We start from the raw sequence: 21,454 nt of genomic DNA, 5'->3' as shown, positions 1-21,454 counted from the left end.
ATGAGACGCATTTTCCCTCTGAATGACGCAGACCAGTTGCCCCTGTGGCGACGCCCGATTGCGCTATTGTTCCTGATGGCGATGGGGATGCCCGTTGCGTTTTCGATCTGGTCGGCGCTGTTGAACAACTTCGTCGTAGAGGTCGCCAACTTCCAAGGCGATGACATCGGCCTATTGCACACCGTCCGCGAAATCCCAGGGTTTCTGGCCATCGGTGTGATTTTGATCCTGATGGTGGTGCGCGAACAGGTGCTGTGCCTTTCTGCGCTGTTGCTTTTGGGGGTGTCGACAGCGATGACCGCATGGTTCCCGACCTTGGGCGGCATCCTGATGATCACCACCTTCAGCTCTATCGGGTTCCACTATTTTGAAACCGTGAACCAATCGCTCCAGCTCCAGTGGATCGACAAGGCCAAGGCCCCGCAAACGCTGGGCTGGTTGATGTCTGCGGGATCGGCGGCGACCTTGGTGGCCTATGTACTGGTCGTCATGACGTGGAAGAGCTTTGATCTGTCGTTCAACACGGTCTATCTGATGTCGGGCGGCTTTACCGCGCTGGTCGCGATCTACTGCATCGTCGCCTTCCCACAGTTCGAAGCCCCGAACCCCCAGATCAAGAAATTCATCCTGCGCCGTCGCTATGGCCTTTATTATGCGTTGCAATTCATGGCGGGTGCCCGTCGGCAGATCTTTGTCGTCTTTGCGGGCTTTATGATGGTCGAACGGTTTGGGTTTGAGGTGCATGAGATCACAAGCCTCTACCTCGTGACCCTGATCGCCAACATGCTGATCGCGCCCGTGCTGGGGAGAGTCGTCCATCTCTGGGGCGAACGCCGTGCCTTGGTGTTTGAATACACGGGTCTGATCTGTGTGTTCTTGGCCTATGGCGGCGTCTATTGGTTCGGTTGGGGCGTTGCAGTCGCCGCCGCGCTTTATGTCGTGGACCATATCTTCTTTGGCCTCGCGCTCGCGCTGAAAACCTATTTCCAAAAGATCGCCGATCCTGCGGATATTGCGCCGACCGCCGCTGTGGCCTTTACGATCAACCATATCGCGGCTGTGTTCTTGCCTGTGCTCTTGGGGCTTTTGTGGCTCTATTCTCCTTTCGCCGTTTTCATCCTTGCGGCCTGCATGGCGTTTGTTTCGCTTTGCCTATCGCTTCTTATCCCGCGTCATCCTATGGCTGGGCATGAGACTGTTTTCACGCGGCCCGTTGCCGCTCCTGCTGAATAAGACGATACGAACATGACTGACCTCACCTATTCCGCCATCGCTGTTGTCCCCTCCCTCGAACAGGCAGAGGCGCTTGCCGCCGATTGCGAAAACCTGTGGCCAGAACCAACTGGCGTTGGCAGCTTTGAGATCGAGGATGGTTCGGGCCTCTTCGAAGTCGCGGTCTATTTCGTCGAAGAACCAGATCGGGCGGGGCTGGCGCTGTTGTCGACAATGCATGGCGCAAAGGACTTTGTGATTTCCGAAGTGCCGCAGATCGACTGGGTCGCCCATGTGAAGCGCGAATTGGCCCCCGTTGAGGCAGGTCGTTTCTTTGTCTACGGCAGCCATGATGCGGACAAGGTCCCAGAGGATCGTATTGCGCTGCTGATCGAAGCAGCGATGGCCTTTGGCACGGGGCACCATGGCACGACATTGGGGTGCCTACGCGCCTTGGATCGTTTGGCCGACGAAGGCTACGCACCTGCACGCACCATCGACGTGGGCTGTGGCACCGCTGTTTTGGCGATGGGTGCGGCACGTCTGTGGCCTGACACCGTTGTTCTGGCATCCGACATTGATGCCGTCGCTGTCGAGGTCGCCGAAGCCAACCTGTCCGCCAACGGCATGTCGGGCAGCGTTCTGTGTATTGAAGCTGCAGGCTTTGACGCGCCAGAGATTGGTGCGGCGGCACCTTACGATCTGATCTTTGCGAACATCCTCAAGGGGCCGCTGATCGCCATTGCCCCAGACATGGCGCGCCATTCGAAATCGGGCACCGTGTCGATCCTGTCGGGTATTCTGAACGAACAGGCCGATTCCGTGCTGGCAGCCTACAAAGCGCAGGGATTTGGGGTGAAAAACCGCGAATCCATCGGCGATTGGACAACATTGACCCTGATTTTCGAGTAATGTTTCCAAATCAGTGCTCGAACGGCCCTAAATTGGACGAAATTAGCAGCTAATTTTATCGAAATATTAGGTGTTTTTGTGCGGTGGGGGCCGTGCCGGAGGTAATCCTATGGCTGATAACAAAGCGACGTTCGATGCACGTCTAAAACAATTAGAGCGGACCTATCAGGTTCGTATGGCCAATGGCGTCGACCATGTGGTCCAAGATGATGGGCTGATCGTAGCGCGTGCCCGACGCTGTGCGCCCCGCATCCCGTTCAAGGGGCTGTTCACGATGGTGGTCGCGCTGATCGCGTTCAAGGTCATCGTTCTGCTTTACCTTGGTGAGATGGCTTACAATCAACGCATTGATGCAATGCGTGCTGGAACGATGCTCGACCGTGCTGGTGCGTGGCTCATGCAGGCAGACGTTGTCAGCCGCACATTGGCGGTCCAAATTGATCGTGGGGTCACCAACGTGTTGATGATGCGATAATCGTTGCAGCACCGGAAAACGCAAAAGGCCACCTCTCGGGTGGCCTTTGTCGTATCGTCAATGACGCGTCTAGTTGGGGCGGATTAGAACGACCCAGTGCGAGCGAAGTTGTAGATGTCGCCGCGGTTCAGACCGATGTCATTCAATTCACGATCGGTCAGTTTCTCCAGAACGCTCACGGTCTTGCGAGATTCGTTCCAGAGCTGAATGCTGGTGATCACGTTGTAGACGAACGAAACGGCCTGATAGGCCAGACGCGGTGTGTACGCGGTGGTGGTGTCAACCATAGCCATAGCTTTGTCCTTCATGGGTCGGGTCGCCGCAGTGCAGCGATGTTGTCTTGGTGATCGCCATGTAGTTGCGGAAAAATTCAAAAGCTATAGTCGGTTTTGCATAGTTCTTATGCGTTTTTGGAATGCCTTATTCTTAGACAAACAGCCTTGTTTTTAAGCTCCTAATTTCGTCGCGACCGAAATTTGAAGTGTCGTTTTAGGGTCGTTTTTGCGCCCTTCGCAGGTGCGGCATGAAAATCTGCTTAATATTGCGACTTGGCGTTTGTTCTCTTTTTGTGCTACTTGTGACCGAAAGAGCATACAAAAAGGAACAGGCATGCGCGTCATCGGCATCGATCCGGGGCTGCGAAACATGGGGTGGGGAATCATTGATGTCTCTGGCTCGCGTCTTTCGCATGTCGCCAATGGGGTCTGTAAATCGGATGGCGCTGCGGATTTGTCGGACCGCCTGTTGTCGCTCTATTCCCAACTGACCGAGGTTTTCGCGAGTTATCAGCCTGATGCCGCAGCGGTCGAACAGACCTTTGTTAACAAGGACGCGGTTGCCACCTTGAAACTGGGGCAGGCGCGGGGGATCGCGCTGTTGGTTCCTGCTCAGGCTGGGCTGCGCGTTGGGGAATATCTGCCCAACGCCGTGAAAAAGGCGGTGGTTGGGGTCGGGCACGCGGATAAGAAACAGATCGACCATATGGTGCGGCTGCAATTGCCCGGCGTAAAAATCGCGGGCGCGGATGCGGCGGACGCCTTGGCGATTGCCATTTGTCATGCACATCATTGTCAATCAGCGGGCCATCTGTCCCGCGCTATCGCAAAGGCTGGCGTATGATTGGAAAGATTTCGGGGATCGTGGACTACAAAGGTCTGGATCATGTTCTGATCGACGTGCGCGGTGTCGGCTACATCGTCTATTGCTCCGACCGCGTGATGGCGACGATCCCTCCGATTGGTCAGGCCGTGGCCCTTTACACTGATCTTCTCGTCCGCGAGGATTTGATGCAGTTGTTCGGCTTTTCGACCTTGGTGGAAAAGGAATGGCATCGTCTGCTAACGGGCGTTCAGGGCATCGGACCAAAGGCGTCGCTTGCTATCCTTGGCACGCTTGGCCCCGAAGGAGTGAGCCGCGCGATTGCGCTAGAAGATTGGTCCGCGATTGCCCGCGCCAAGGGTGTCGGTCCAAAAACCGCACAAAAAGCCATTCTGGAACTCAAAGGCAAAGCGCCGAGTGTTATGGCAATGACGGGCACAGAGGCCACCGTTTCGGACGATGTGATCGAGGCTGAACCCGCACCGAAACCCCGCGCCGCCCCGCCCAAAGCGTCTAGCGCCCAGCCAGAGGCGCTATCGGCCTTGCAGAACCTCGGGTATTCGCCCTCTGACGCGGCGGGCGCTGTGGCGCAGGCGCTGAATGACACGCCCGACCTCGATACCAGCCAGCTCATCCGTGCGGCGCTGAAACTCCTAGCCCCGAAAGGCTAACCGATGGACCGCACCGAAGAACTAACGCCGGATCGCAAACCCTCTGACAACGACCGCGCGCTGCGTCCGCAGGGGCTAGATGAATTTATCGGTCAGGCCGATGCGCGGGCGAACCTGCGTGTGTTCATTGAATCCGCGAAAATGCGGGGCGAGGCGATGGACCACACATTGTTCCACGGCCCTCCGGGGCTGGGTAAAACGACGCTCGCCCAGATCATGGCGCGTGAGTTGGGCGTGAATTTCCGCATGACCTCTGGTCCTGTCTTGGCCAAGGCGGGGGACCTGGCGGCGATCCTCACCAACCTTGAGGCGCGGGACGTTCTGTTTATCGACGAAATTCACCGCATGAACCCCGCGGTCGAAGAAGTGCTCTATCCCGCGATGGAGGACTATGAACTGGACCTCGTGATCGGTGAGGGGCCAGCGGCGCGGACTGTTCGGATCGAACTCCAGCCCTTTACGCTTGTAGGGGCCACGACCCGTTTGGGGCTGCTGACCACCCCGCTGCGCGACCGTTTCGGCATCCCGACGCGGTTGCAGTTCTATAACGTTGAAGAGTTGCACCAGATCGTCACCCGTGGGGCGCGGCTGCTGGGTGCGCCTGCGGATGATGATGGGGCGCATGAGATCGCGAAACGTGCCCGTGGCACACCGCGAATTGCAGGCCGTCTGTTGCGCCGTGTCGTCGACTTTGCCGTGGTCGAAGGGAATGGCCGTGTCACCCGTCAAATTGCGGATCGTGCATTGAACCGTCTTGGGGTGGATACGCTCGGCCTTGATGGCGCGGACCGTCGGTATATGCGCCTGATGGCTGAAAGCTATGGTGGCGGGCCTGTCGGTATCGAAACCCTCTCTGCCGCTCTGTCTGAAAGCCGTGATGCACTGGAAGAGGTGATTGAGCCTTACCTCTTGCAGCAGGGCCTCATTCAACGGACCCCACGCGGTCGGATGCTCACGCAGAGCGCGTGGCGGCATCTGGGGCTAGAAGCCCCACGCAGCCAACACGACATGTTCGATTGAAAAAGCCCGCCGTTTGGCGGGCTTTCTACTAGGTGCGGACGCCAGCAAAGCGTTCTTGCCACTCTTCGCGTTCCTCATCCGTGATTTTGCGGAAGAGGTTTTCGGGAACGGCAAAGCCGTGACCAGCAGGCAGGGCATTCAGTGCTGCGGCCACATCGTCAGGCCATGCGCTGTCGTCAGATTTCATTGCGGCGAGCATCGCATCAGAGGCATCAGGGATGAACGGTGCGGACAGGATCGCGTAGAAACGGATCAAGTTCAGACCGAACCGAACCTGCGCGGCAGCGGTTTCTGGGTCTTCCTTAAAGGTCGACCACGGGGCTGCGTCTTGCAGGTATTCGTTGCCGATCACCCAGATCGCACGCAATTCACTCGCAGCTTTGCGGACTTCGATTGCATCCATAAAGCCCTCATAGGCCTTTAGGCGTTCGGTCAAAGCCGCGATAACCACCGCTTCTTTTTCGCCAAATGCGCCGCCAGCAGGGACTTCTTCGCCGAATTTGGAACGGCAGAATTTGGTGATGCGGCTGACAAAGTTGCCCAGAACGTCGGCGAGGTCTTTGTTCACCGACTGTTGGAAGTTCTCCCACGTGAATTCAGAGTCCGACGATTCAGGGGCGTGCGACAAGAGCCACCAACGCCAGTAGTCCGCAGGCAGGATTTCCAGCGCCTGATCCATGAACACGCCACGACCGCGCGAGGTCGAGAATTGGCCGCCATCATAGTTCAGGTAGTTGAACGATTTGATGTAATCGACGAGCTTCCATGGTTCGCCCGAACCAAGGATGGTCGATGGGAACGACAGGGTGTGGAACGGCACGTTATCTTTGCCCATGAACTGGGTGTAGGTCACGTCTTCTGCGCCTTTGTCGGTGCGCCACCAGCGTTCCCAATCCGCGCCTTTGCCCGCGTCGACCCACTCCTGCGAACAGGCTATGTATTCAATGGGGGCGTCGAACCAAACGTAGAAGACTTTGCCTTCCATGCCCGGCCAATCTTCGCCGCCCTTTTTCACGGGAACTCCCCAGTCGAGGTCACGCGTGATGCCGCGGTCCTGAAGGCCGTCACCGTCGTGCAGCCATTTTTTCGCGATAGAGGTCGTCAGAACGGGCCAGTCTTTTTTGCTGTCGATCCACGCGTCCAACTGATCCTTCATCGCGGTTTGGCGCAGATAGAGGTGTTTGGTTTCGCGCATTTCCAGATCGGTCGAGCCAGAGATGGTCGAATGCGGGTTGATCAGGTCAACAGGGTCGAGCTGTTTGGTGCAGTTGTCACACTGGTCGCCGCGTGCGCTGTCGAAACCGCAGTTCGGGCAGGTGCCTTCGATATAACGGTCAGGCAGGTAGCGGCCATCGGCGTGGCTGTACATCTGGGTCTCGGACACTTCGCGGATCAGATCGTTTTCCGCCAGTTTCGCCGCGAAATGCTGGGTCAGTGCGTGGTTCTGTTCGCTTGATGACCGACCAAAGTGATCGAATGACAGGCGGAACCCTTCGGCGATGCGGGCCTGAACCTCATGCATCTCTGCGCAATACTCGGCCACGGGCTTGCCAGCTTTGGCTGCTGCGAGTTCGGCAGGGGTGCCGTGTTCATCGGTCGAACACAGAAACAACACTTCGTTACCGCGACCACGCTGGTAGCGGGCAAAGAGGTCAGCGGGGAGCTGCGAACCCACGAGGTTTCCAAGGTGTTTGATCCCGTTAATATAGGGAATTGCCGAGGTGATCAGGTGTCTTGCCATTGTTCTATCCTATGCGCAGTTATCCGCCTTTTAGCGGGGCATCGTGCGGGACGCCAGCGCCTAAGGACTCTTCCTTATGATCTAAGGTTAGCGTATTATTCGCGTCAGAGCAGTTCATTAAAATCGGGAACAACCCAATGAAAACCCTCCTCCTCTCTGCAGCCCTCTGCTGCGCAGGTGCATTTGCCTCGGCACAAGACATTTATGCTGGCGGCGCCTTTGATTATGCGAACCCCCATTCGGGCGACGCGAGCCTTGGTATCACCGTTCTGGGCGGTATGCGTTTCGGCGCTGGCGCTGTCACGTTCGGCCCCGAAGTCGACTACAGCCTGACCAATGATGGCGACTACGGTGCGCTGCGTCTGCGTGCGATGGCGCGTCATGACACGGGCGTGATCGCTCTGATGGGTGGTCTGGGCTACACCAACTATGACCTCGACAGTGGCGGTAGTGCGGATGGCCTAAACTTTGGCCTCGGCCTCGACTACGAAATTGGCGCAAAGACCGATCTGCGCGTCGAAGTCATCCGCGACATGATGGACAGCGGTCAGTCTGATGTGACCAACATCCGCGTCGGCACGACCTACGCGTTTTAATCCAAACCGATCCAAAGGGCGCCCAACAGGGCGCCCTTTTTCTGTGCACTCACGCAGAGTGCTGGCGGCGCCCGAGGGGTTGCGTCGACGGGCGGGACGGTTAGGGTTGCGCTAACAATTTTCTACGCGGGATTTACCACATGAACATGCTGCAACTCGGCCGGACGGGTATCGAAGTTTCTGATTGGTGCCTCGGCACGATGACCTATAGCCGCCAAACAGACCAAGACGACGCGTTTCGCCAGATGGATATGGCGCTTGAGGCGGGTATCAATTTCTTTGACGTTGCAGAGATGTATCCGGTGAACCCCGTCTTGAAAGAGACGATGGGCGATTCCGAAAAGGTTCTGGGCAATTGGTTTGCGGCGACAGGTCGTCGTAGCGAAGTTGTCGTTGCCTCTAAGATTTGCGGTGACAGTGGGTTCCGCCCCGGTGGGTATAATGGAAAATCGTTCGAAGAGGCGCTCGATGTAACGCTGTCGCGCCTGCAGACGGATTACATCGACCTCTATCAATTGCATTGGCCGAACCGTGGTAGCTACCACTTCCGTCAGAACTGGGGCTTTGATCCATCTAAACAGGACACCGCAAAGGTCGAAGCTAACATGATTGAAACGCTCGAAGCGGCGGATCGTGCGATGAAAGCTGGCAAAATGCGGGCGATTGGTCTGTCGAATGAATCCGCTTGGGGCACGATGAAGTGGCTGGCTTTGGCTGAAAAACATGGCCTGCCGCGCATGGCGACGATGCAGAACGAATATTCGCTTTTGTGCCGCCTCTATGACACCGACATGGCGGAACTTTCCGTGCACGAAGACATCACGCTGTTGTCCTATTCGCCTTTGGCCGCGGGTCTGCTCACAGGCAAATACCAGAACGGCGCTGTGCCCGAAGGGTCCCGTCTGTCGCTCAACGGTGATCTGGGTGGACGCAAGACCGACCGTGCCTTTGCCGCGACCCAAGCCTACCTCGATCTGGCGGCCAAACATGGTATCGATCCAGTGCACATGGCGATGGCATGGCAACGCCGCCGTCCATTCCCGATCTCGGCCATCTTTGGTGCGACGACGGCAGAGCAGTTGGCGCATCTTCTCGCGGGCGATCAGGTATCGCTCTCGGATGAGGTGATGAAAGAGATCGACGCGGTTCACCGCCAGCACCCGATGCCCTACTGATGAAATCCCTTCTGGCCCTGTCCGTCCTCTGTGCGAGCCTGATTGCCTGTGCAAAGGCAGGGCCAGAAACTATCACCAGTTATCGGGACCGCAATGTTCCGATAGCCTCGCGGGCGGTGTTTGATCCCGCTGCGTTTGAAGGGAACTGGCGTGTCGTTGCTGGGTTTCCCAATGCCGATACCCCCGATTGTGATCCCGTTCTTTCCGTTGATCGCACTATGATCCTCACGGGCTGTTCGGGCGGGAATGCCTATGCGGGTGGCCCTGCGCGGTATCTGGGGCAGGGGCGATACACAGTGGATGCTGATCCGATGTGGGTGCTCTGGTTGGCCGAAGATGGTCAAGCCGCCGTTGTCGGCACACCTGACGGATCAATGGGCGCGATCCTTGCGCGGGACACGATCAGCGCGGATCGCTATCGCGCTGCGGTCACGATGCTCGACTTCAACGGATATAAGACGGACTATCTGCAGCGTTACTGATCGAACGGGGATTTCCCGCCCAGTCGCGTGACCAGATGGGCCTCATCATCGTTGCGGAAAAACGGAACGAGGTCGGGCGCGCCAGAGTTGTGCAGGTTTTTTGCGATCTCGGCCAAAACGACCTCTGTGATAAAGGGCAGGTCAAAGCTGCGCGCTTGATCTAGCGGCACCCATTGCAGGTGGCGTAATTCGTCCTCAGCCCCAGAGAAATCGTCGGGGTCCGTGGCGAGCCGTTCTGCATCGACGAGCAAGAACCGCGCGTCAAAGCGACGAGGGCGACCTTCGGGTGTGACGGCTCGGAAGACGAATTCTAGACCAGATGGATCAGGTAGATAGCCCGCAGCGGCAAAGCCACGCCAGCCTTGGGGGGCGTCGGGCCAGTCGCCCTTGGTCCCGATGATCTGGCCCGTTTCCTCCCACAATTCGCGGATTGCTGCGGCGATGATCGTGGTGGCGGTGAGGTCGCTGTCTTCGTTCAGGCGGGACTGTGTTGGCTCTGACAAGTCCGCAGCCATCGGCACCAGCCCATCGTTCGGATCAATCGCGCCACCGGGGAAAACGAACTTGTCTGGCATGAACGCCGCAGAGGATCCGCGCTGGCCCATAAGGACAGCGGGATTGGTCAAACGATCACGGATAACGATGATTGTTGCAGCGTTGCGAAGTGCGGATTTGTCCATCGTGTTCCCTTTCGGGATCAGGCGTTGCCGAACCCATGCATGCGTTTCGCCCATTGCATCGCGACAATGAAGCCCTTGAACCTCGGAAGAAGATAGAGCGACAGCGCCACACAGCCAACCGTAAATCCAGTTGCCATGACCAGAGGTTCGGGGCGGAATTGAATAAAGATCACATGCATCAGGATACCCATCAGGTGACCAACGATCAGGATGGTCAGATAGGCGGGGCCATCGTCAGCGCGGTGATGCGAAAGCTCTTCACGGCAGACAGGGCATTGGTCTGCAACCTTGAGGTAGCCCACAAACATATGTCCTTCGCCACAAGAGGGACACTTGCGACGCAAACCACGCAGCACCGCTGTCTTGGTGTCGCGTTCTTCGATGATGGCTTCGACGTGTTGAGTCATGCAGCTCTCCTTGGCGTAGACCCCTTCCTGATCTTTTCGTCGTAAAAAATAAAGAGGGCAATCGGTCCTTGCGGCCCGATGTCGCAAAGGGCCTCTGAGGCGTGCCGAAAAAATCTGCGACGGAAAGTCCAAGCTGCCCCGTATTAAGGTCAACCCAGGCAGTTGAGGGCCTTGGGGAGAAACCTCGAAAAGGAATACCAAAATGAAAACCAAACTTATCATTGCGGCAGTTGTTGCTGGTCTTGCTGCGACTTCTGTTTCGGCTGCAGGCTTTGGTCGTGGCGACGATGCCGGTCGAATGGGTGGCCGTATGATGCAGGCGCCGATGGATTTCGCATCGCTCGATACTGATGGTGACGGCGTGCTGACCTTGGAAGAACTGCAAGCGATGCCAGCCGCGAAGTTCGCCGAAGCGGATACCGATGGTTCTGGCACCCTGAGCCAAGACGAAGTTGCCGCAATGGTCACCGCCCAGATGGAGCAGATGGCTGCGAACCGCGCCCAGATGATGATCGCAGAGCGTGACACAGATGGTGACGGCCTTCTTTCGGCGGAGGAGCTTCAGCCGAAAAACGGTCAGGGTCTGGCGATGATGTTCGCACGTCTCGACGCGGATGCGGATGGCACAGTGACGGCCGAAGAATTCCAAACCGCGCAGGCCCAGATGGCTCAGCGGATGCAGCGTGGTGGCGAAGGCCACGGTGATCACGAACGCGGTGGGTTCTTCGGTCGCCAAAGCCACTAATCGCTAGAATAGCTTCGTGGCCTGCCAAACAGGTGGGCCACTGATTGCAGCACTCAAAAAGACCAGATACCCTTGACGGTTAATGGATATGGCCTTTGATCAATATGATGGCGCGCCAGACGGAGCGCTTTTGGTGGCTTTCGCCAATGGTGACCGCGCGGCGGCACGCCTGTTGGCGATCCGATTGACGCCCCGTGCCTTGGGGCAGGCATACCGCATGTTGACCGACCGTGCCGAGGCCGAGGACGTGGTCCAAGACGCGCTTATGCGTTTGTGGAAAATCGCACCAGAGTGGCGGCAGGGTGAGGCGCAGGTGTCTACTTGGCTCTACCGAGTTGTGGCAAACCTCTGCACTGACAGATTGCGGCGGCGCAAACGCAATGTCGGGATCGATCAGATCGCAGAACCCGAGGACCCGACGCCCAGCGTCACGGACCGAATGCAAGATGATGCGCGCCAAAAGGCGCTGACGGATGCCTTGGCGTCCTTGCCTGACCGACAGGCGCAAGCGGTGGCTTTGCGTCACCTCGAAGGGCTTGGTAATCCTGAGATTGCCGAGATCATGGAAATAAGCGTTGAGGCCGTAGAGAGCCTGACGTCTCGTGGAAAACGCGCCCTTGCAGCGATACTCGCTGGGCGCAAAGCGGAATTGGGGTTTGATGATGACCGATAAACGGACTGACCTGACCGATCTTGAACTCGATGATCTGTTCGCCTCGGCGCGGACGGCTGACCCCGATCCGCACGATGATTTCATGGCGCGTCTCTTTGCCGACATTGACGACGTGGCCGATGGGTTTGAACAGGTCACTTTGCCGACAGAGGAACGCCGTTCGCTCTTGGCCTCGCTTTGGGCGGCGCTGGGCGGATGGGCTGGGGCCTCTGGTCTGGCGGCTGCGGCGGCGGCGGGCTTGTGGATCGGGATTTCCCTGCCAGCGAGCCTTAGCTCTGTGACAGATGTAATTTGGGCCGATAGCGTTGATGTATCGCTATTCGCCTCCGAAGATATTCTCGGATTGGAGGGTTAACTATGACCACCGATACACCAAAGAGCCGGATGCGTCCGGGTCTGCGGATCTTGCTGATCGCCTCGCTTGCGCTCAACGTGATGATCATCGGCGTCGTGGCTGGCGGCATTATGAAAGGCCGCGCGCCGGGGCCGTTCGGCGGGTTCGATATGACAATTGGGCCGTTCGCGAATGCTTTGGGCGATGACGACCGTCGTGCCATCCGTTCCGAACTACGCGGACGCCACGACATTCGTCCGCCCCGCTACGAGGACCGCATCGCCGCGATGGAGGGGTTCTTGGCGGCTGTTCGCGCCGACGACTTTGACCCTGCCGCGATTGAAACGATGTTTGCCGAACAGCGCGCCCGTGCCAGCAACGCGATGGAGGCAGGTCAGCAGGCACTGCTCAATCGGATCACCGCGATGGATAGCGACGAACGAGCACGATTTGCGGATCGTTTAGAGCGCGAATTGAGACATGGCGGTGACCGCCGCTAGGCCGCTGTTCGTGCCAGTGTCACCGCATTGCGGCCTGATGATTTGCTGTCATAGAGGGCCGCATCTGCGCGTTCGATGACGTCGGTCACATCACCGTCGTCCCCCATGCCCAAGGCAACGCCGATCGACAGCGTAACCCCCACGGGCATTTTTCCAGCACCAATCGATAGGGGCGTGTTCTGCACGATGTCGCGGATGCGCTCTGCCATTTTGCGGGCTTGATCGACGGGCGTGTCGGGAAGGGCGATCAGGAACTCTTCGCCGCCGATCCGTGCGACCAGATCCACGCTACGCAAGTTATCGCGTAGAATGTCAGCCACGCCCGCAATGACCCGATCCCCAGCGCTATGGCCAAAGCTGTCGTTTACGAGCTTAAAATGATCAATGTCGAGCGCCATAACCGCGAAACTGCGCCCCGTGGATTTTGAACGCTCCGCCATGGCGCGAAGGTGCGGGATCGCGTAGCGGCGGTTGTAGAGCCCAGTGAGGGGATCGGTCACCGCGGCCTTTAGCCCTGTCTGAACCGTATCCCGCAATTGCGCCATCCGTTGCTTGCGCCGAATGAGCTTACGGGCCCTTAGGCCGATTTCGGCGGCACTCGCGTGAGACGGCACCACATCATTCGCGCCAATGTCGAGCGCCATGGGGGAGAGGTCGCTCCCCGCGTTGGGGGTGATCAGGAGTTGGGCGGCATGGCGCGTGTCAGTGCGGCTCCGCAAATCAGCAATGAGGCGGAACAGTTGCCGATCATCGGTGTCAGGGTCGAACCCACGTGCGTCGATGATAAAGAGGTCGGGCACCTTGCCTTGGGCCATGAGCACATCTTCGGGCGTTTTCTGATGAACCGATGCTGCGAGGGCCGCGCCTAGGTCACGGCAGAGTGTCGCTGACTGGTCTGGCTGGGCCGCGATCAGGGTCACAGCGCCCGCCGCCACGAAAACCTCCGTCGCTTCGGCAAAGCCCAACGCGCGACTGGTATCATCACGCAGCCGCAATTCGTCGTCCGCTGCACGAGCCCGCAATAGGCTGCGGATACGGGCCAAAAGCATCTGATCCGACATCGGTTTTTCCAGCACGTCATCCGCCCCGCAGATCAACGCGTCGAGCCGTTGGGACGGGCTATCGAAATACCCCGTGGCAATGATCGGGACATGACGGGTGTCCGCCGTGTCCCGCAAATCCTGACAAAATTCCCGCAGGGCAGGGGGCAATTGGGTCATCTCGATCAGGCAGAGGTCAAAGCCACCCTCGTTCATCGCCTCACGGGCCTCTGCAACATTGGCACAGGGTGTCACCTGATATTGCGCCGAGGCCAGTTTGACCTTGAGCACGATGCGGTTCGTGGCAACTGTATCGATGATGAGGATTCGTCCCGCCATTCTGGTTCTCCACGGCTGTGGGTTAAGGATGCGGCGAAAATGGTTAAGAAACTCTTGCACAGACGTTGGAATTCCAAATGAACCGTGAACAGGCAGAGACAATCGCCCTTCGGGCCCTTGGCTGGTTGGCCGCAAATGATGACCTGTGTCCTGTGTTTTTGGGCGCAACGGGGGCGTCGATTGATGACATCCGCACGCAGGCCACGGAACCTGCGTTTCTCGCCTCGGTTCTCGATTTTCTGACCATGGATGATGAATGGGTCGTGCAGATGTGTGATGCGCTGGAGTTGTCCTACGAAACCCCGCTTCAGGCGCGATACGCACTGCCTGGCGCTGAAAACGTCCACTGGACCTGAGGAACAGCCATGATTGCCATCAAAGGCGTCGTCTTTGACAAAGACGGCACGCTCTATGATTTCAATGCGACGTGGGGGGCGTGGACGCTTGGTCTTTTGACCGAAGAAGTGGGCGACGATCCTGCGCGTTTAGCAGACCTTGCGAATGTGATGGGCTACGACGTTGCGAACCGTAGGTTCCGCAAAGACAGCATTGTGATTGCGAGCACCGCCTCAGAGGTTGCCGATGCGATTATGCCGTATCTGCCGCCGCAGCCCAAAGCTGAGCTGATCGCCCGCATGAATGCCCGCGCCGCCACAGCACCGCAGGTCGAAGCGGCACCTTTAGCCGATTATCTGGATGGGTTGCGCGGTATGGGCCTAAAGCTCGGCGTAGCGACGAACGATTCCGAGGCACCTGCACGCGCGCACCTAGCTGCGTCGAATGTCGTGGATCGGTTCGACTTTATCGCGGGCTACGATAGTGGCTTTGGTGGGAAACCTGCAGCGGGTCAGTTGATCGCTTTTTGCGATGCGACGGGGCTTGCGCCTGAGGCTTGCGTGATGGTGGGGGACAGCACCCATGACCTTCATGCGGGACGGGCGGCAGGAATGCGCAGGGTGGCAGTGCTCACGGGACTTGCAGAGGCGCCCGAACTCGCACCCCATGCCGACGTGGTCTTACCGTCGATTGCTGAACTGCCCGCGTGGATCGCAGCGCAGGGTTAAGCGATCAGTTTCAGGACGATATCGCGGGCGCGGTCAGAGCGCGCTTTGACGTCTGTCTCTGACAGCATCGGCAGAACACCGATCACGCGGCGGATTTGCAGGTCACTGATCAAGATGTCGAGGTAGAGTTCTGCGGCTTCATACCCTGTCATGCCCTTAGGCTCTGAAAGGTCGAATACCTGGGCGAGGATCGGAAGGATCGCATCGCGTCCACCTTCGGTAATCGTGCGGCCCAGCATACCCGTGTCATGCACATCGCCCGCCGCAGCACGGTTGAGCACAATCGTGCGTTGGCTCGTCAACATCTGCAGCAGCTGAGGTCCAAAGGTATCGAGGATCGCAGCAAGGTCCTGATCCCCTTCGAGGCTGGAAACGAGCAGTTCGCGGGACGCGGCCACGCTGCGTTCAACCATCGACAGGAAGAGACCCTGTTTGTTGCCATACCACTTATAGAGCGTTTCGTTCGACGCCTTCGCGCGTTTGGCAACTTCGAGCATGGAGGTCGCCTTGTAGCCTTTGAGCGACAACAAACCATAGGCTGCCGTTTCGATCTGAATACGGCGGTCGTTCTGTTTGGGTTCGTCCATTGGTGCCTCTTTGCCTCATGCTCGGGTGTATCGAGCAATACGGCAAAAAGGTGACCAACTTGCTTATGAGCATACGAATGCTCTGGCGCCTATTCTTTGAGGCAGTCCGCAAGCACCGTCGCAATATCCAGCATGATCCCAGTGGAGCGGATCGGACCATCGGGGAGGGCCGCACCTTGGGGGTCGACCATCGCGACCTTGGCTCCTGTTCCCTCGGCCACGACCTGCGCCCATTTCGGAGAGGTTTGCGGGTCAACGAGGATACACGTCACGTCCAAATCCTGCATGATCTGGCGGAGTTCAATGATATGCGCAGCCCCTGGTGCAGAGGCATCGCTGATCGTGATCGCGCCCGCGGCAGGCATGTCGAAGGCCCGTTCGAAATAACCGAGCGCATCATGCGACACGACGAACTGACCGCCACGCACATCGGCGAGCACTTCCTCAACGGCGGATTGGGTGTCGATGATCGCCGTGGTCTGTGTGGCTGCATTAAACTGGTAGGTGGCTGCGTTGGAAGGGTCTAATTGGCCGAGCGTATTAGCCAGCGTCATGACCCATGCGCTCTGCACATCAGGGGCGAGCCACGCGTGAGGATCAACGGCGCCATGGTCATGTTCATCGTGGTCATCGTCGTGGTGGTCGAGTTCAATCGGAAGCCAACCTTCGGTGTCCAACAATTCAACGACCGTGGCGTCCTTGGCGAGTGTCTCAATCGGGTCCTCAAGGAAAGGGGTGAGGCCATGCCCGACCCAGACCACAACATCCGCATTTTCCAACGCAATCGCATCCGACGGGCGCATCGCGTAGTCATGCGGGCTAGCACCCGCAGGGAGCAGAACCTCGACCTCCGCCAGATCCCCCACGACGGCCTGAACCATCGACTGTATCGGCGCTGTATCCGTCACAATGCGAAGCGGCTCCGCCTGTAGGGATGTAGCGGCGAGGGTGAGTGCGGTAGCTAGACGAATCGACATCGGGGCCTCTTGTGGTTGCAGGTCGGCGTCGATATACTGGTGATGTTATAACATAACAAGATGCCATGCCCCATAAAATCAGCGGTTTTGCGCCGCACGATCATACCAGTTGTATCCATTCGGCGCTTCAGGCGGCTGAAAACGCCTGTGCAGAACGCGGGGCGCAGTTCACGCCTGTGCGTCGTCGGGTTCTGGAAATATTGCTCGAATCCCATCGCGCGTTGGGGGCCTATGATGTCCTCGCGCGGCTCACGACCGAAGGGTTGGGGTCTAAGCCCCCCGTGGCGTACCGCGCGCTTGGGTTTCTGGTCGAACAGGGGTTTGCGCATCGGATCGAACGGCTTAACGCCTTTGTCGCCTGCACACATCCTGGTGCGACCCACGATCCCGCGTTCATGATTTGCCGCGCTTGTCACAAGGTCGCCGAAGCCGAAACCGCGCCGTCCGTGCTATCGGATGCGATTGGGGACAGCGGTTTTAGCATCGAACAGACCGTGATCGAGGCCGAGGGCCTGTGCCCCGCATGCCAAGAGGACCACGCATGAGCCTTTTGACCGCACAGAACATCCACGTCCGCCATGGTGCGGCGACGGTTTTGCACAACGTCAGCTTTGCTATCCAGAAAGGCGAGATCGTCACCATTGTCGGTCCCAACGGATCGGGGAAATCGACGCTTCTGCGCACGCTCATTGGGGCGTTGCAGCCGACCTCTGGACAGGTGGTGCGCAAGGCAGGGCTAAAGATCGGATATGTGCCGCAAAAACTGCATGTGGACGCGACGATGCCGATGACGGTGCGGCGGTTCTTGGACCTGCCGACGCGGGTCACGGATGCCGAGGCCGAAGCCGCATTGACGCGAACGGGCGTTGTGGGGATCGGCACACGCCCATTGGACGGATTGTCAGGTGGGCAGTTTCAGCGTGTTCTTTTGGCACGGGCGATCCTGTCGTCCCCTGATATCCTGATGCTGGATGAGGCGACGCAGGGCCTTGATCAACCGGGGTCGGCGGCGTTCTACCAATTGATCGAAGACCTGCGCGATAGCCTCGGCTGTGCGGTTCTGATGGTGAGCCACGAGCTTCACGTTGTGATGAGCGCTTCGGACCGTGTGATTTGCCTCAACGGTCACGTCTGTTGCGAAGGCACGCCAGAGGTCGTTTCGGCTGCCCCCGAATATCGCCAGTTGTTCGGCACGGGAACCAAAGGGGCGCTCGCGCTTTATCGCCATGATCACGATCACGGGCATGACCACGATCATCCCCATTGCCATCACGAGGACGCACACTGATGCTCAGCGATTTCATCATGCGTGCGGCCCTCGCGGGCGTTGGAACGGCGATTGCGGCGGGCTTCCTCGGGTCGTTCGTCGTCTGGCGGCGGATGGCCTATTTCGGCGATGCGACCGCACACGCGGCGGTTCTGGGTGTGGCGATTGCGCTGGGCTTTCAAGTGTCGATCTTGGGCAGCGTGGGCGTTGTGGCGGTGCTGATGGCGGTCGGCCTATGGGCGCTGACGGGGCGCGGGTTTGCCGCTGATACGGTGCTGGGCGTCTTGTCTCACGGAGCGCTAGCGCTCGGCCTTTTGGCGGTGGCACTGGTGCCCTCGGCGCGGGTTGATCTGGACACATATTTGTTCGGCGATGTTCTGACGGTGAGCAAAACGGATTTGGCAGTGATCTGGGGCGGCGCGGCTGTGGTCGTGGGCGTCCTCGCGTGGCGCTGGTCGCGGATGTTGACGGCAACGGTGTCGCCCGATCTGGCCTATGCGGCGGGCATCGATCCACGTCGTGAGCAGCTTATCCTGACGCTCCTGCTCGCAGGCGTTGTGGCCGTGTCGATCAAGGTCGTCGGCGCGCTCTTGATCACCGCGCTCCTCATCATTCCTGCCGCTGCGGCCCGTAACCTGTCCCGCACACCCGAAGCGATGGCGGTCATCGCGGTTGTCTGTGGGATCGTTGCGGCGCTTGGCGGGGTGGGGCTGTCGTTTACCCTAGACACCCAAGCGGGCCCTTCAATTGTCTGCACGGCGGCGGCTCTGTTCGTGCTGAGCCTGTTGCGCCGCCGTGCGTGACCTTATTCATCTCAGGCCGCTTTAGCAGTCTGAGTGAGCAGCGTTTCCGCGATCTGCACAGCGTTCAGCGCAGCCCCTTTGAGCAGTTGATCGCCCGATACGAACATCGCGATGGTCTGACCTGTCGGATCACCGAGGTCCGTGCGAATACGGCCGACCAGAACGTCTTCAATCCCTGAGGCTTCGGACGGCATCGGGAAATGGTTCGCGTCACGGTTATCAACAAGCCGAACACCCGCAGCGTTTTCCAACTGCGCACGCACCGATTCAGGCGACACATACTGATCAAACCGCACCGAAATCGCGAGCGAATGGGCGCGAAGGACAGGCACGCGCACGCAGGTGATCCCGATAGGCAGACGCGGATGGGCGAGGATGCGGCGGGTTTCCTCAACGACTTTCAGTTCTTCGCCATTGTAACCCGTTTCGGGATCGATCTCGGCGTTATGACTAAAGAGGTTAAAGGCGTAGGGATGCGGCAGGACGGTCGGGGAATGGGCCTCGCCGTTTAGGGCTGCGGCGGTCGCATCACGCAGTTCCTCCATCGCGGCGGCACCAGCGCCTGAAGCGGATTGATAGGTCACGATGTTGAGGCGCGAGATTGACCAGCAGCGTTGAAGCGGGGCGAGGGCAACCGTGGCGATCGCCGCAACGCAGTTGGGGTTCGCGATGATGCCCGCATGTGGGGTGAGCGCGCGTCCATTGGCCTCTGGCACGATCAGTGGAACGGTTGGGTCCATGCGGAATGCCGACGAATTGTCGATCACCACAGCGCCCGCGCGCACCGCAATCGGCGCAAAGCGGCGCGAGATCGTCGCCCCTGCGGAAAAGAACACAATATCGCAGCCAGCAAAGCTCTGCTCGGTCAGTTCTTCGACGATCAGGTCGTTGCCGCGAAAGGCGATGCGCTGACCCGCCGAACGGGCAGAGGCCAGCAAACGCAGGGAGGATAGGGGAAATCCACGGCTCTCTAGACTGCGGATCAATTCGATGCCAACAGCACCCGTTGCGCCAACAATGGCGACGACTGGGGCGGCGTAGGGTGGTTCAACATGCACGTTCATAGTCTCACTCTTTTTTCAGAGGAGGCGGATTGGGAACGCTTTGGCTGTGTCGCTGAAACCCCATCCGTCTCCGGCGGGGTTTGTTTTGCTTAGATCCGATCAGACCATGCAAAAACGTCCCCCGCCAGAGCGGTGGTCATCTTGGTCATGGTTTTCTTCATCAGGATCGACATGGGACGCTGGTTAGCAGCGATTCCCCATTTCGCGCAATGGTTTTGTTAAACCTCGGTCCAGATCGTCACTGGGCCGTCGTTGATCAGCGACACTTTCATGTCCGCACCAAAGCGACCGCAGGCCGTCGGGATACCGAGTTTCGCGACCTCGTCTTTGAACATCTCATAAAGGCGTTCGCCTTCGTTGGGGCGGGCGGCGGTCGAAAATCCGGGGCGGTTTCCGCGCGAGGTATCGGCAGAGAGGGTGAACTGGCTGACGATGAGGGCGCTACCGCCCACATCAACCAGTGATTTGTTCATCTTGCCTTCGTCATCTTTGAAGATGCGCATCTTGGACAGTTTTGCTGCCAATTTGGTTGGCTTTTCGTCTGTGTCACCGTCCATCGCGCAAACAAGAACGAGCATCCCATGGCCAATTTCGCCGACGGTTTCGCCGTCTATTTTGACAGATGCTTCGGATACGCGTTGGACGAGGGCTCTCACAGTTCGTTGCTCCACGGTGGGTTAGCACCAGCGCGGCTGACGGTCACGGCGGCGGCACGGTTGCCCAGCGATAGGGCGGTGCGGATTGTGTCCTCGTCCAGTTCAGCGACGGCAGCTTTGGTCAGTTTGCCTGCCGACTGAAGGGACGCCAGAACGCCCGCGTTGAACGTGTCACCTGCACCTACAGTATCCACAACGGTCGCTTTCTGCGCTTCGACAAATACGACGTTCTCAGCGGTGATACCGTAAGAACCTTTGGCCCCTTCGGTGATGCAAACGAGTTTTGCCCCGTTGCTGATCAGCTTGCGGGCGTGATCCATCATGTCGCCTTCGCCAAAGAGCCATGTGAGGTCTTCGTCGGACACTTTGATGATGTCGGCCACGGCCAGCATGCCTTCAATCCGTGCGCGGTAGGTGGCCTCATCACGGATAAAGCCCGGTCGGATGTTCGGGTCGATCATGATGACCTTGTTTGCGGCCTCACGATGGCAGAGCGCCTCGTAAGTTGCGCCGCAGGGATCGACGGGCAGCGAGATGCCGCCAAAGAACAGGGTGTCGGCTGCGACCTCGGTCGGCAAATCGTCCTTGGACAACATGCGGCCTGCGGTGTTCTCATCGTAGAACGCATAGGTCGCCTGACCATCAACCAGTTTGATAAAGGCTACGGTCGAGGGGCGGTCCAAATAGACAACAGCCGAGGTGTCGACCTTTGAATTAACGAGCGTTTCGGTGAGCAGATCGCCCATCATATCCTGCGCGATGCCAGAGTAGAAACCCGTCTCTGCACCCAAACGACCCAGCGCAATCGCGGTGTTAAACACAGCACCACCCGCGTAGGGAGCATAGCATGCCTCACCCTCGGTCGAGGTGCGGGGCAACATATCAATCAGGGCTTCACCGCAGCACAGGATCATTTCGGGCCTCATCTGGTAGCGT

The 21,454-nt window shown here is 58.6% G+C and carries 28 protein-coding genes; 18 read left to right on the top strand and 10 right to left on the bottom strand.

Annotation, left to right across the window (positions count from 1 at the left end):
- The 3 genes from QWY83_RS07710 to QWY83_RS07700 all read left to right on the top strand — a co-directional run bounded on the left by QWY83_RS07710 (nucleotide 1) and on the right by QWY83_RS07700 (nucleotide 2,599).
- Nucleotides 1-1,233: an MFS transporter gene (locus QWY83_RS07710; RefSeq protein ID WP_249945403.1), complete on the top strand. Its 1,233-nt coding sequence runs from the start codon at nucleotides 1-3 to the stop codon at nucleotides 1,231-1,233.
- Between the two features lie 12 nt (nucleotides 1,234-1,245).
- Nucleotides 1,246-2,124 carry a 50S ribosomal protein L11 methyltransferase gene (locus tag QWY83_RS07705; protein WP_249945404.1) on the top strand — a complete coding sequence of 293 codons (879 nt, stop codon included), beginning with the start codon at nucleotides 1,246-1,248 and terminating at the stop codon, nucleotides 2,122-2,124.
- A 109-nt stretch (nucleotides 2,125-2,233) separates the two neighbouring features.
- Nucleotides 2,234-2,599, top strand: coding sequence for a hypothetical protein (locus tag QWY83_RS07700; protein WP_249945405.1), 366 nt, complete (start codon nucleotides 2,234-2,236; stop codon nucleotides 2,597-2,599).
- 83 nt (nucleotides 2,600-2,682) lie between these two features.
- Here the strand turns inward: QWY83_RS07700 and QWY83_RS07695 are convergent, their stop codons facing one another.
- The gene (locus tag QWY83_RS07695; RefSeq protein ID WP_105234691.1) at nucleotides 2,683-2,892 is read right to left on the bottom strand and encodes a DUF1127 domain-containing protein; all 210 of its coding nucleotides are present in this window, start codon (nucleotides 2,890-2,892) and stop codon (nucleotides 2,683-2,685) included.
- A gap of 316 nt (nucleotides 2,893-3,208) precedes the next feature.
- Between QWY83_RS07695 and ruvC the strand changes: the two genes are divergently transcribed.
- The 3 genes from ruvC to ruvB are packed head-to-tail and all read left to right on the top strand — an operon-like array spanning nucleotide 3,209 to nucleotide 5,388.
- Complete coding sequence (gene ruvC / locus QWY83_RS07690) at nucleotides 3,209-3,718, top strand: crossover junction endodeoxyribonuclease RuvC (protein WP_249945406.1); 510 nt, start codon at nucleotides 3,209-3,211, stop codon at nucleotides 3,716-3,718.
- Nucleotides 3,715-4,368, top strand: coding sequence for a Holliday junction branch migration protein RuvA (gene ruvA, locus QWY83_RS07685; RefSeq protein WP_249945407.1), 654 nt, complete (start codon nucleotides 3,715-3,717; stop codon nucleotides 4,366-4,368). The genes ruvC and ruvA overlap by 4 nt, the downstream gene beginning before the upstream one ends.
- Nucleotides 4,369-4,371: 3 nt before the next feature.
- Nucleotides 4,372-5,388 (top strand): Holliday junction branch migration DNA helicase RuvB, encoded by a 1,017-nt coding sequence (gene ruvB, locus QWY83_RS07680; RefSeq protein ID WP_105234693.1) that lies wholly within the window; start codon nucleotides 4,372-4,374, stop codon nucleotides 5,386-5,388.
- 28 nt (nucleotides 5,389-5,416) lie between these two features.
- Here the strand turns inward: ruvB and metG are convergent, their stop codons facing one another.
- On the bottom strand, nucleotides 5,417-7,129 hold the full coding sequence (gene metG, locus QWY83_RS07675) for a methionine--tRNA ligase (protein WP_249945408.1): 1,713 nt from the start codon (nucleotides 7,127-7,129) through the stop codon (nucleotides 5,417-5,419).
- Nucleotides 7,130-7,266: 137 nt separating this feature from the next.
- On the opposite strand from metG, the gene QWY83_RS07670 reads away from it, so the two are divergent.
- The 3 genes from QWY83_RS07670 (at nucleotide 7,267) to QWY83_RS07660 (ending at nucleotide 9,382) form a co-directional block, all read left to right on the top strand.
- The gene (locus QWY83_RS07670; protein WP_249945409.1) at nucleotides 7,267-7,725 is read left to right on the top strand and encodes an outer membrane beta-barrel protein; all 459 of its coding nucleotides are present in this window, start codon (nucleotides 7,267-7,269) and stop codon (nucleotides 7,723-7,725) included.
- Nucleotides 7,726-7,865: 140 nt separating this feature from the next.
- The gene (locus QWY83_RS07665; protein WP_249945410.1) at nucleotides 7,866-8,900 is read left to right on the top strand and encodes an aldo/keto reductase; all 1,035 of its coding nucleotides are present in this window, start codon (nucleotides 7,866-7,868) and stop codon (nucleotides 8,898-8,900) included.
- A complete protein-coding gene (locus QWY83_RS07660) occupies nucleotides 8,900-9,382 on the top strand; it encodes a lipocalin family protein (protein ID WP_249945411.1) in 483 nt (160 codons plus the stop codon). Before QWY83_RS07665 ends, QWY83_RS07660 begins: the two co-directional genes overlap by 1 nt.
- On the opposite strand, the gene QWY83_RS07655 is transcribed toward QWY83_RS07660, so the two are convergent.
- On the bottom strand, nucleotides 9,376-10,062 hold the full coding sequence (locus tag QWY83_RS07655) for an NUDIX hydrolase (RefSeq protein WP_249945412.1): 687 nt from the start codon (nucleotides 10,060-10,062) through the stop codon (nucleotides 9,376-9,378). The two genes, QWY83_RS07660 and QWY83_RS07655, sit on opposite strands and share 7 nt — an antisense overlap.
- A 17-nt stretch (nucleotides 10,063-10,079) precedes the next feature.
- Nucleotides 10,080-10,469 carry a DUF983 domain-containing protein gene (locus QWY83_RS07650; protein ID WP_105234699.1) on the bottom strand — a complete coding sequence of 130 codons (390 nt, stop codon included), beginning with the start codon at nucleotides 10,467-10,469 and terminating at the stop codon, nucleotides 10,080-10,082.
- A gap of 202 nt (nucleotides 10,470-10,671) precedes the next feature.
- On the opposite strand from QWY83_RS07650, the gene QWY83_RS07645 reads away from it, so the two are divergent.
- The 4 genes from QWY83_RS07645 (at nucleotide 10,672) to QWY83_RS07630 (ending at nucleotide 12,721) form a co-directional block, all read left to right on the top strand.
- The gene (locus QWY83_RS07645) at nucleotides 10,672-11,214 is read left to right on the top strand and encodes an EF-hand domain-containing protein (protein WP_249945413.1); all 543 of its coding nucleotides are present in this window, start codon (nucleotides 10,672-10,674) and stop codon (nucleotides 11,212-11,214) included.
- A gap of 82 nt (nucleotides 11,215-11,296) precedes the next feature.
- A complete protein-coding gene (locus QWY83_RS07640; RefSeq protein ID WP_249945414.1) occupies nucleotides 11,297-11,887 on the top strand; it encodes an RNA polymerase sigma factor in 591 nt (196 codons plus the stop codon).
- The gene (locus tag QWY83_RS07635; protein ID WP_249945415.1) at nucleotides 11,877-12,242 is read left to right on the top strand and encodes a hypothetical protein; all 366 of its coding nucleotides are present in this window, start codon (nucleotides 11,877-11,879) and stop codon (nucleotides 12,240-12,242) included. Before QWY83_RS07640 ends, QWY83_RS07635 begins: the two co-directional genes overlap by 11 nt.
- Before the next feature lie 2 nt (nucleotides 12,243-12,244).
- Complete coding sequence (locus tag QWY83_RS07630) at nucleotides 12,245-12,721, top strand: periplasmic heavy metal sensor (RefSeq protein WP_249945416.1); 477 nt, start codon at nucleotides 12,245-12,247, stop codon at nucleotides 12,719-12,721.
- On the opposite strand, the gene QWY83_RS07625 is transcribed toward QWY83_RS07630, so the two are convergent.
- A complete protein-coding gene (locus QWY83_RS07625) occupies nucleotides 12,718-14,100 on the bottom strand; it encodes a diguanylate cyclase (protein WP_249945417.1) in 1,383 nt (460 codons plus the stop codon). The two genes, QWY83_RS07630 and QWY83_RS07625, sit on opposite strands and share 4 nt — an antisense overlap.
- A 77-nt stretch (nucleotides 14,101-14,177) precedes the next feature.
- On the opposite strand from QWY83_RS07625, the gene QWY83_RS07620 reads away from it, so the two are divergent.
- Both QWY83_RS07620 and QWY83_RS07615 read left to right on the top strand, forming a co-directional pair.
- Entirely contained in the window at nucleotides 14,178-14,456 is a 279-nt protein-coding gene (locus QWY83_RS07620; protein ID WP_249945418.1) for a DUF3572 domain-containing protein, read from the top strand.
- Between the two features lie 9 nt (nucleotides 14,457-14,465).
- Nucleotides 14,466-15,164, top strand: coding sequence for an HAD family hydrolase (locus tag QWY83_RS07615; protein ID WP_249945419.1), 699 nt, complete (start codon nucleotides 14,466-14,468; stop codon nucleotides 15,162-15,164).
- Here the strand turns inward: QWY83_RS07615 and QWY83_RS07610 are convergent.
- Nucleotides 15,161-15,751 (bottom strand): TetR/AcrR family transcriptional regulator, encoded by a 591-nt coding sequence (locus QWY83_RS07610; protein ID WP_105234707.1) that lies wholly within the window; start codon nucleotides 15,749-15,751, stop codon nucleotides 15,161-15,163. The two genes, QWY83_RS07615 and QWY83_RS07610, sit on opposite strands and share 4 nt — an antisense overlap.
- Before the next feature lie 89 nt (nucleotides 15,752-15,840).
- Complete coding sequence (locus QWY83_RS07605; RefSeq protein ID WP_249945420.1) at nucleotides 15,841-16,728, bottom strand: zinc ABC transporter substrate-binding protein; 888 nt, start codon at nucleotides 16,726-16,728, stop codon at nucleotides 15,841-15,843.
- Between the two features lie 65 nt (nucleotides 16,729-16,793).
- On the opposite strand from QWY83_RS07605, the gene QWY83_RS07600 reads away from it, so the two are divergent.
- The 3 genes from QWY83_RS07600 to QWY83_RS07590 are packed head-to-tail and all read left to right on the top strand — an operon-like array spanning nucleotide 16,794 to nucleotide 18,798.
- Nucleotides 16,794-17,273, top strand: a complete 480-nt coding sequence (locus tag QWY83_RS07600; RefSeq protein ID WP_249945421.1) for a helix-turn-helix domain-containing protein — start codon at nucleotides 16,794-16,796, stop codon at nucleotides 17,271-17,273.
- A complete protein-coding gene (locus QWY83_RS07595; protein WP_249945422.1) occupies nucleotides 17,270-18,016 on the top strand; it encodes an ATP-binding cassette domain-containing protein in 747 nt (248 codons plus the stop codon). The genes QWY83_RS07600 and QWY83_RS07595 overlap by 4 nt, the downstream gene beginning before the upstream one ends.
- A complete protein-coding gene (locus tag QWY83_RS07590; protein ID WP_249945423.1) occupies nucleotides 18,016-18,798 on the top strand; it encodes a metal ABC transporter permease in 783 nt (260 codons plus the stop codon). The genes QWY83_RS07595 and QWY83_RS07590 overlap by 1 nt, the downstream gene beginning before the upstream one ends.
- Before the next feature lie 11 nt (nucleotides 18,799-18,809).
- Here the strand turns inward: QWY83_RS07590 and QWY83_RS07585 are convergent, their stop codons facing one another.
- The 3 genes from QWY83_RS07585 to QWY83_RS07575 all read right to left on the bottom strand — a co-directional run bounded on the left by QWY83_RS07585 (nucleotide 18,810) and on the right by QWY83_RS07575 (nucleotide 21,432).
- A complete protein-coding gene (locus QWY83_RS07585) occupies nucleotides 18,810-19,862 on the bottom strand; it encodes an aspartate-semialdehyde dehydrogenase (protein ID WP_249945424.1) in 1,053 nt (350 codons plus the stop codon).
- 218 nt (nucleotides 19,863-20,080) lie between these two features.
- Nucleotides 20,081-20,518 carry a D-aminoacyl-tRNA deacylase gene (gene dtd, locus QWY83_RS07580; RefSeq protein WP_249945425.1) on the bottom strand — a complete coding sequence of 146 codons (438 nt, stop codon included), beginning with the start codon at nucleotides 20,516-20,518 and terminating at the stop codon, nucleotides 20,081-20,083.
- Complete coding sequence (locus tag QWY83_RS07575) at nucleotides 20,515-21,432, bottom strand: carbohydrate kinase family protein (RefSeq protein WP_249945426.1); 918 nt, start codon at nucleotides 21,430-21,432, stop codon at nucleotides 20,515-20,517. Before QWY83_RS07575 ends, dtd begins: the two co-directional genes overlap by 4 nt.
- Between the last annotated feature and the right edge of the window lie 22 nt (nucleotides 21,433-21,454).

The organism is Marivivens donghaensis (assembly GCF_030410045.1).
In the GTDB taxonomy this organism is placed as follows: domain Bacteria; phylum Pseudomonadota; class Alphaproteobacteria; order Rhodobacterales; family Rhodobacteraceae; genus Marivivens; species Marivivens donghaensis.
The sequence above is the reverse complement of the archived record's forward strand: the minus strand, read 5'-3'. Positions and strand labels throughout refer to the sequence as shown.

What these genes read in the sequence shown, in the direction of transcription:
- QWY83_RS07710 (WP_249945403.1), top strand. Translation starts at nt 1, where the DNA reads ATGAGACGCATTTTCCCTCTGAATGACGCAGACCAGTTGCCCCTGTGG.
- QWY83_RS07705 (WP_249945404.1), top strand. Translation starts at nt 1,246, where the DNA reads ATGACTGACCTCACCTATTCCGCCATCGCTGTTGTCCCCTCCCTCGAA.
- QWY83_RS07700 (WP_249945405.1), top strand. Translation starts at nt 2,234, where the DNA reads ATGGCTGATAACAAAGCGACGTTCGATGCACGTCTAAAACAATTAGAG.
- QWY83_RS07695 (WP_105234691.1), bottom strand. Translation starts at nt 2,892, where the DNA reads ATGGCTATGGTTGACACCACCACCGCGTACACACCGCGTCTGGCCTAT.
- ruvC (WP_249945406.1), top strand. Translation starts at nt 3,209, where the DNA reads ATGCGCGTCATCGGCATCGATCCGGGGCTGCGAAACATGGGGTGGGGA.
- ruvA (WP_249945407.1), top strand. Translation starts at nt 3,715, where the DNA reads ATGATTGGAAAGATTTCGGGGATCGTGGACTACAAAGGTCTGGATCAT.
- ruvB (WP_105234693.1), top strand. Translation starts at nt 4,372, where the DNA reads ATGGACCGCACCGAAGAACTAACGCCGGATCGCAAACCCTCTGACAAC.
- metG (WP_249945408.1), bottom strand. Translation starts at nt 7,129, where the DNA reads ATGGCAAGACACCTGATCACCTCGGCAATTCCCTATATTAACGGGATC.
- QWY83_RS07670 (WP_249945409.1), top strand. Translation starts at nt 7,267, where the DNA reads ATGAAAACCCTCCTCCTCTCTGCAGCCCTCTGCTGCGCAGGTGCATTT.
- QWY83_RS07665 (WP_249945410.1), top strand. Translation starts at nt 7,866, where the DNA reads ATGAACATGCTGCAACTCGGCCGGACGGGTATCGAAGTTTCTGATTGG.
- QWY83_RS07660 (WP_249945411.1), top strand. Translation starts at nt 8,900, where the DNA reads ATGAAATCCCTTCTGGCCCTGTCCGTCCTCTGTGCGAGCCTGATTGCC.
- QWY83_RS07655 (WP_249945412.1), bottom strand. Translation starts at nt 10,062, where the DNA reads ATGGACAAATCCGCACTTCGCAACGCTGCAACAATCATCGTTATCCGT.
- QWY83_RS07650 (WP_105234699.1), bottom strand. Translation starts at nt 10,469, where the DNA reads ATGACTCAACACGTCGAAGCCATCATCGAAGAACGCGACACCAAGACA.
- QWY83_RS07645 (WP_249945413.1), top strand. Translation starts at nt 10,672, where the DNA reads ATGAAAACCAAACTTATCATTGCGGCAGTTGTTGCTGGTCTTGCTGCG.
- QWY83_RS07640 (WP_249945414.1), top strand. Translation starts at nt 11,297, where the DNA reads ATGGATATGGCCTTTGATCAATATGATGGCGCGCCAGACGGAGCGCTT.
- QWY83_RS07635 (WP_249945415.1), top strand. Translation starts at nt 11,877, where the DNA reads ATGACCGATAAACGGACTGACCTGACCGATCTTGAACTCGATGATCTG.
- QWY83_RS07630 (WP_249945416.1), top strand. Translation starts at nt 12,245, where the DNA reads ATGACCACCGATACACCAAAGAGCCGGATGCGTCCGGGTCTGCGGATC.
- QWY83_RS07625 (WP_249945417.1), bottom strand. Translation starts at nt 14,100, where the DNA reads ATGGCGGGACGAATCCTCATCATCGATACAGTTGCCACGAACCGCATC.
- QWY83_RS07620 (WP_249945418.1), top strand. Translation starts at nt 14,178, where the DNA reads ATGAACCGTGAACAGGCAGAGACAATCGCCCTTCGGGCCCTTGGCTGG.
- QWY83_RS07615 (WP_249945419.1), top strand. Translation starts at nt 14,466, where the DNA reads ATGATTGCCATCAAAGGCGTCGTCTTTGACAAAGACGGCACGCTCTAT.
- QWY83_RS07610 (WP_105234707.1), bottom strand. Translation starts at nt 15,751, where the DNA reads ATGGACGAACCCAAACAGAACGACCGCCGTATTCAGATCGAAACGGCA.
- QWY83_RS07605 (WP_249945420.1), bottom strand. Translation starts at nt 16,728, where the DNA reads ATGTCGATTCGTCTAGCTACCGCACTCACCCTCGCCGCTACATCCCTA.
- QWY83_RS07600 (WP_249945421.1), top strand. Translation starts at nt 16,794, where the DNA reads ATGCCCCATAAAATCAGCGGTTTTGCGCCGCACGATCATACCAGTTGT.
- QWY83_RS07595 (WP_249945422.1), top strand. Translation starts at nt 17,270, where the DNA reads ATGAGCCTTTTGACCGCACAGAACATCCACGTCCGCCATGGTGCGGCG.
- QWY83_RS07590 (WP_249945423.1), top strand. Translation starts at nt 18,016, where the DNA reads ATGCTCAGCGATTTCATCATGCGTGCGGCCCTCGCGGGCGTTGGAACG.
- QWY83_RS07585 (WP_249945424.1), bottom strand. Translation starts at nt 19,862, where the DNA reads ATGAACGTGCATGTTGAACCACCCTACGCCGCCCCAGTCGTCGCCATT.
- QWY83_RS07575 (WP_249945426.1), bottom strand. Translation starts at nt 21,432, where the DNA reads ATGATCCTGTGCTGCGGTGAAGCCCTGATTGATATGTTGCCCCGCACC.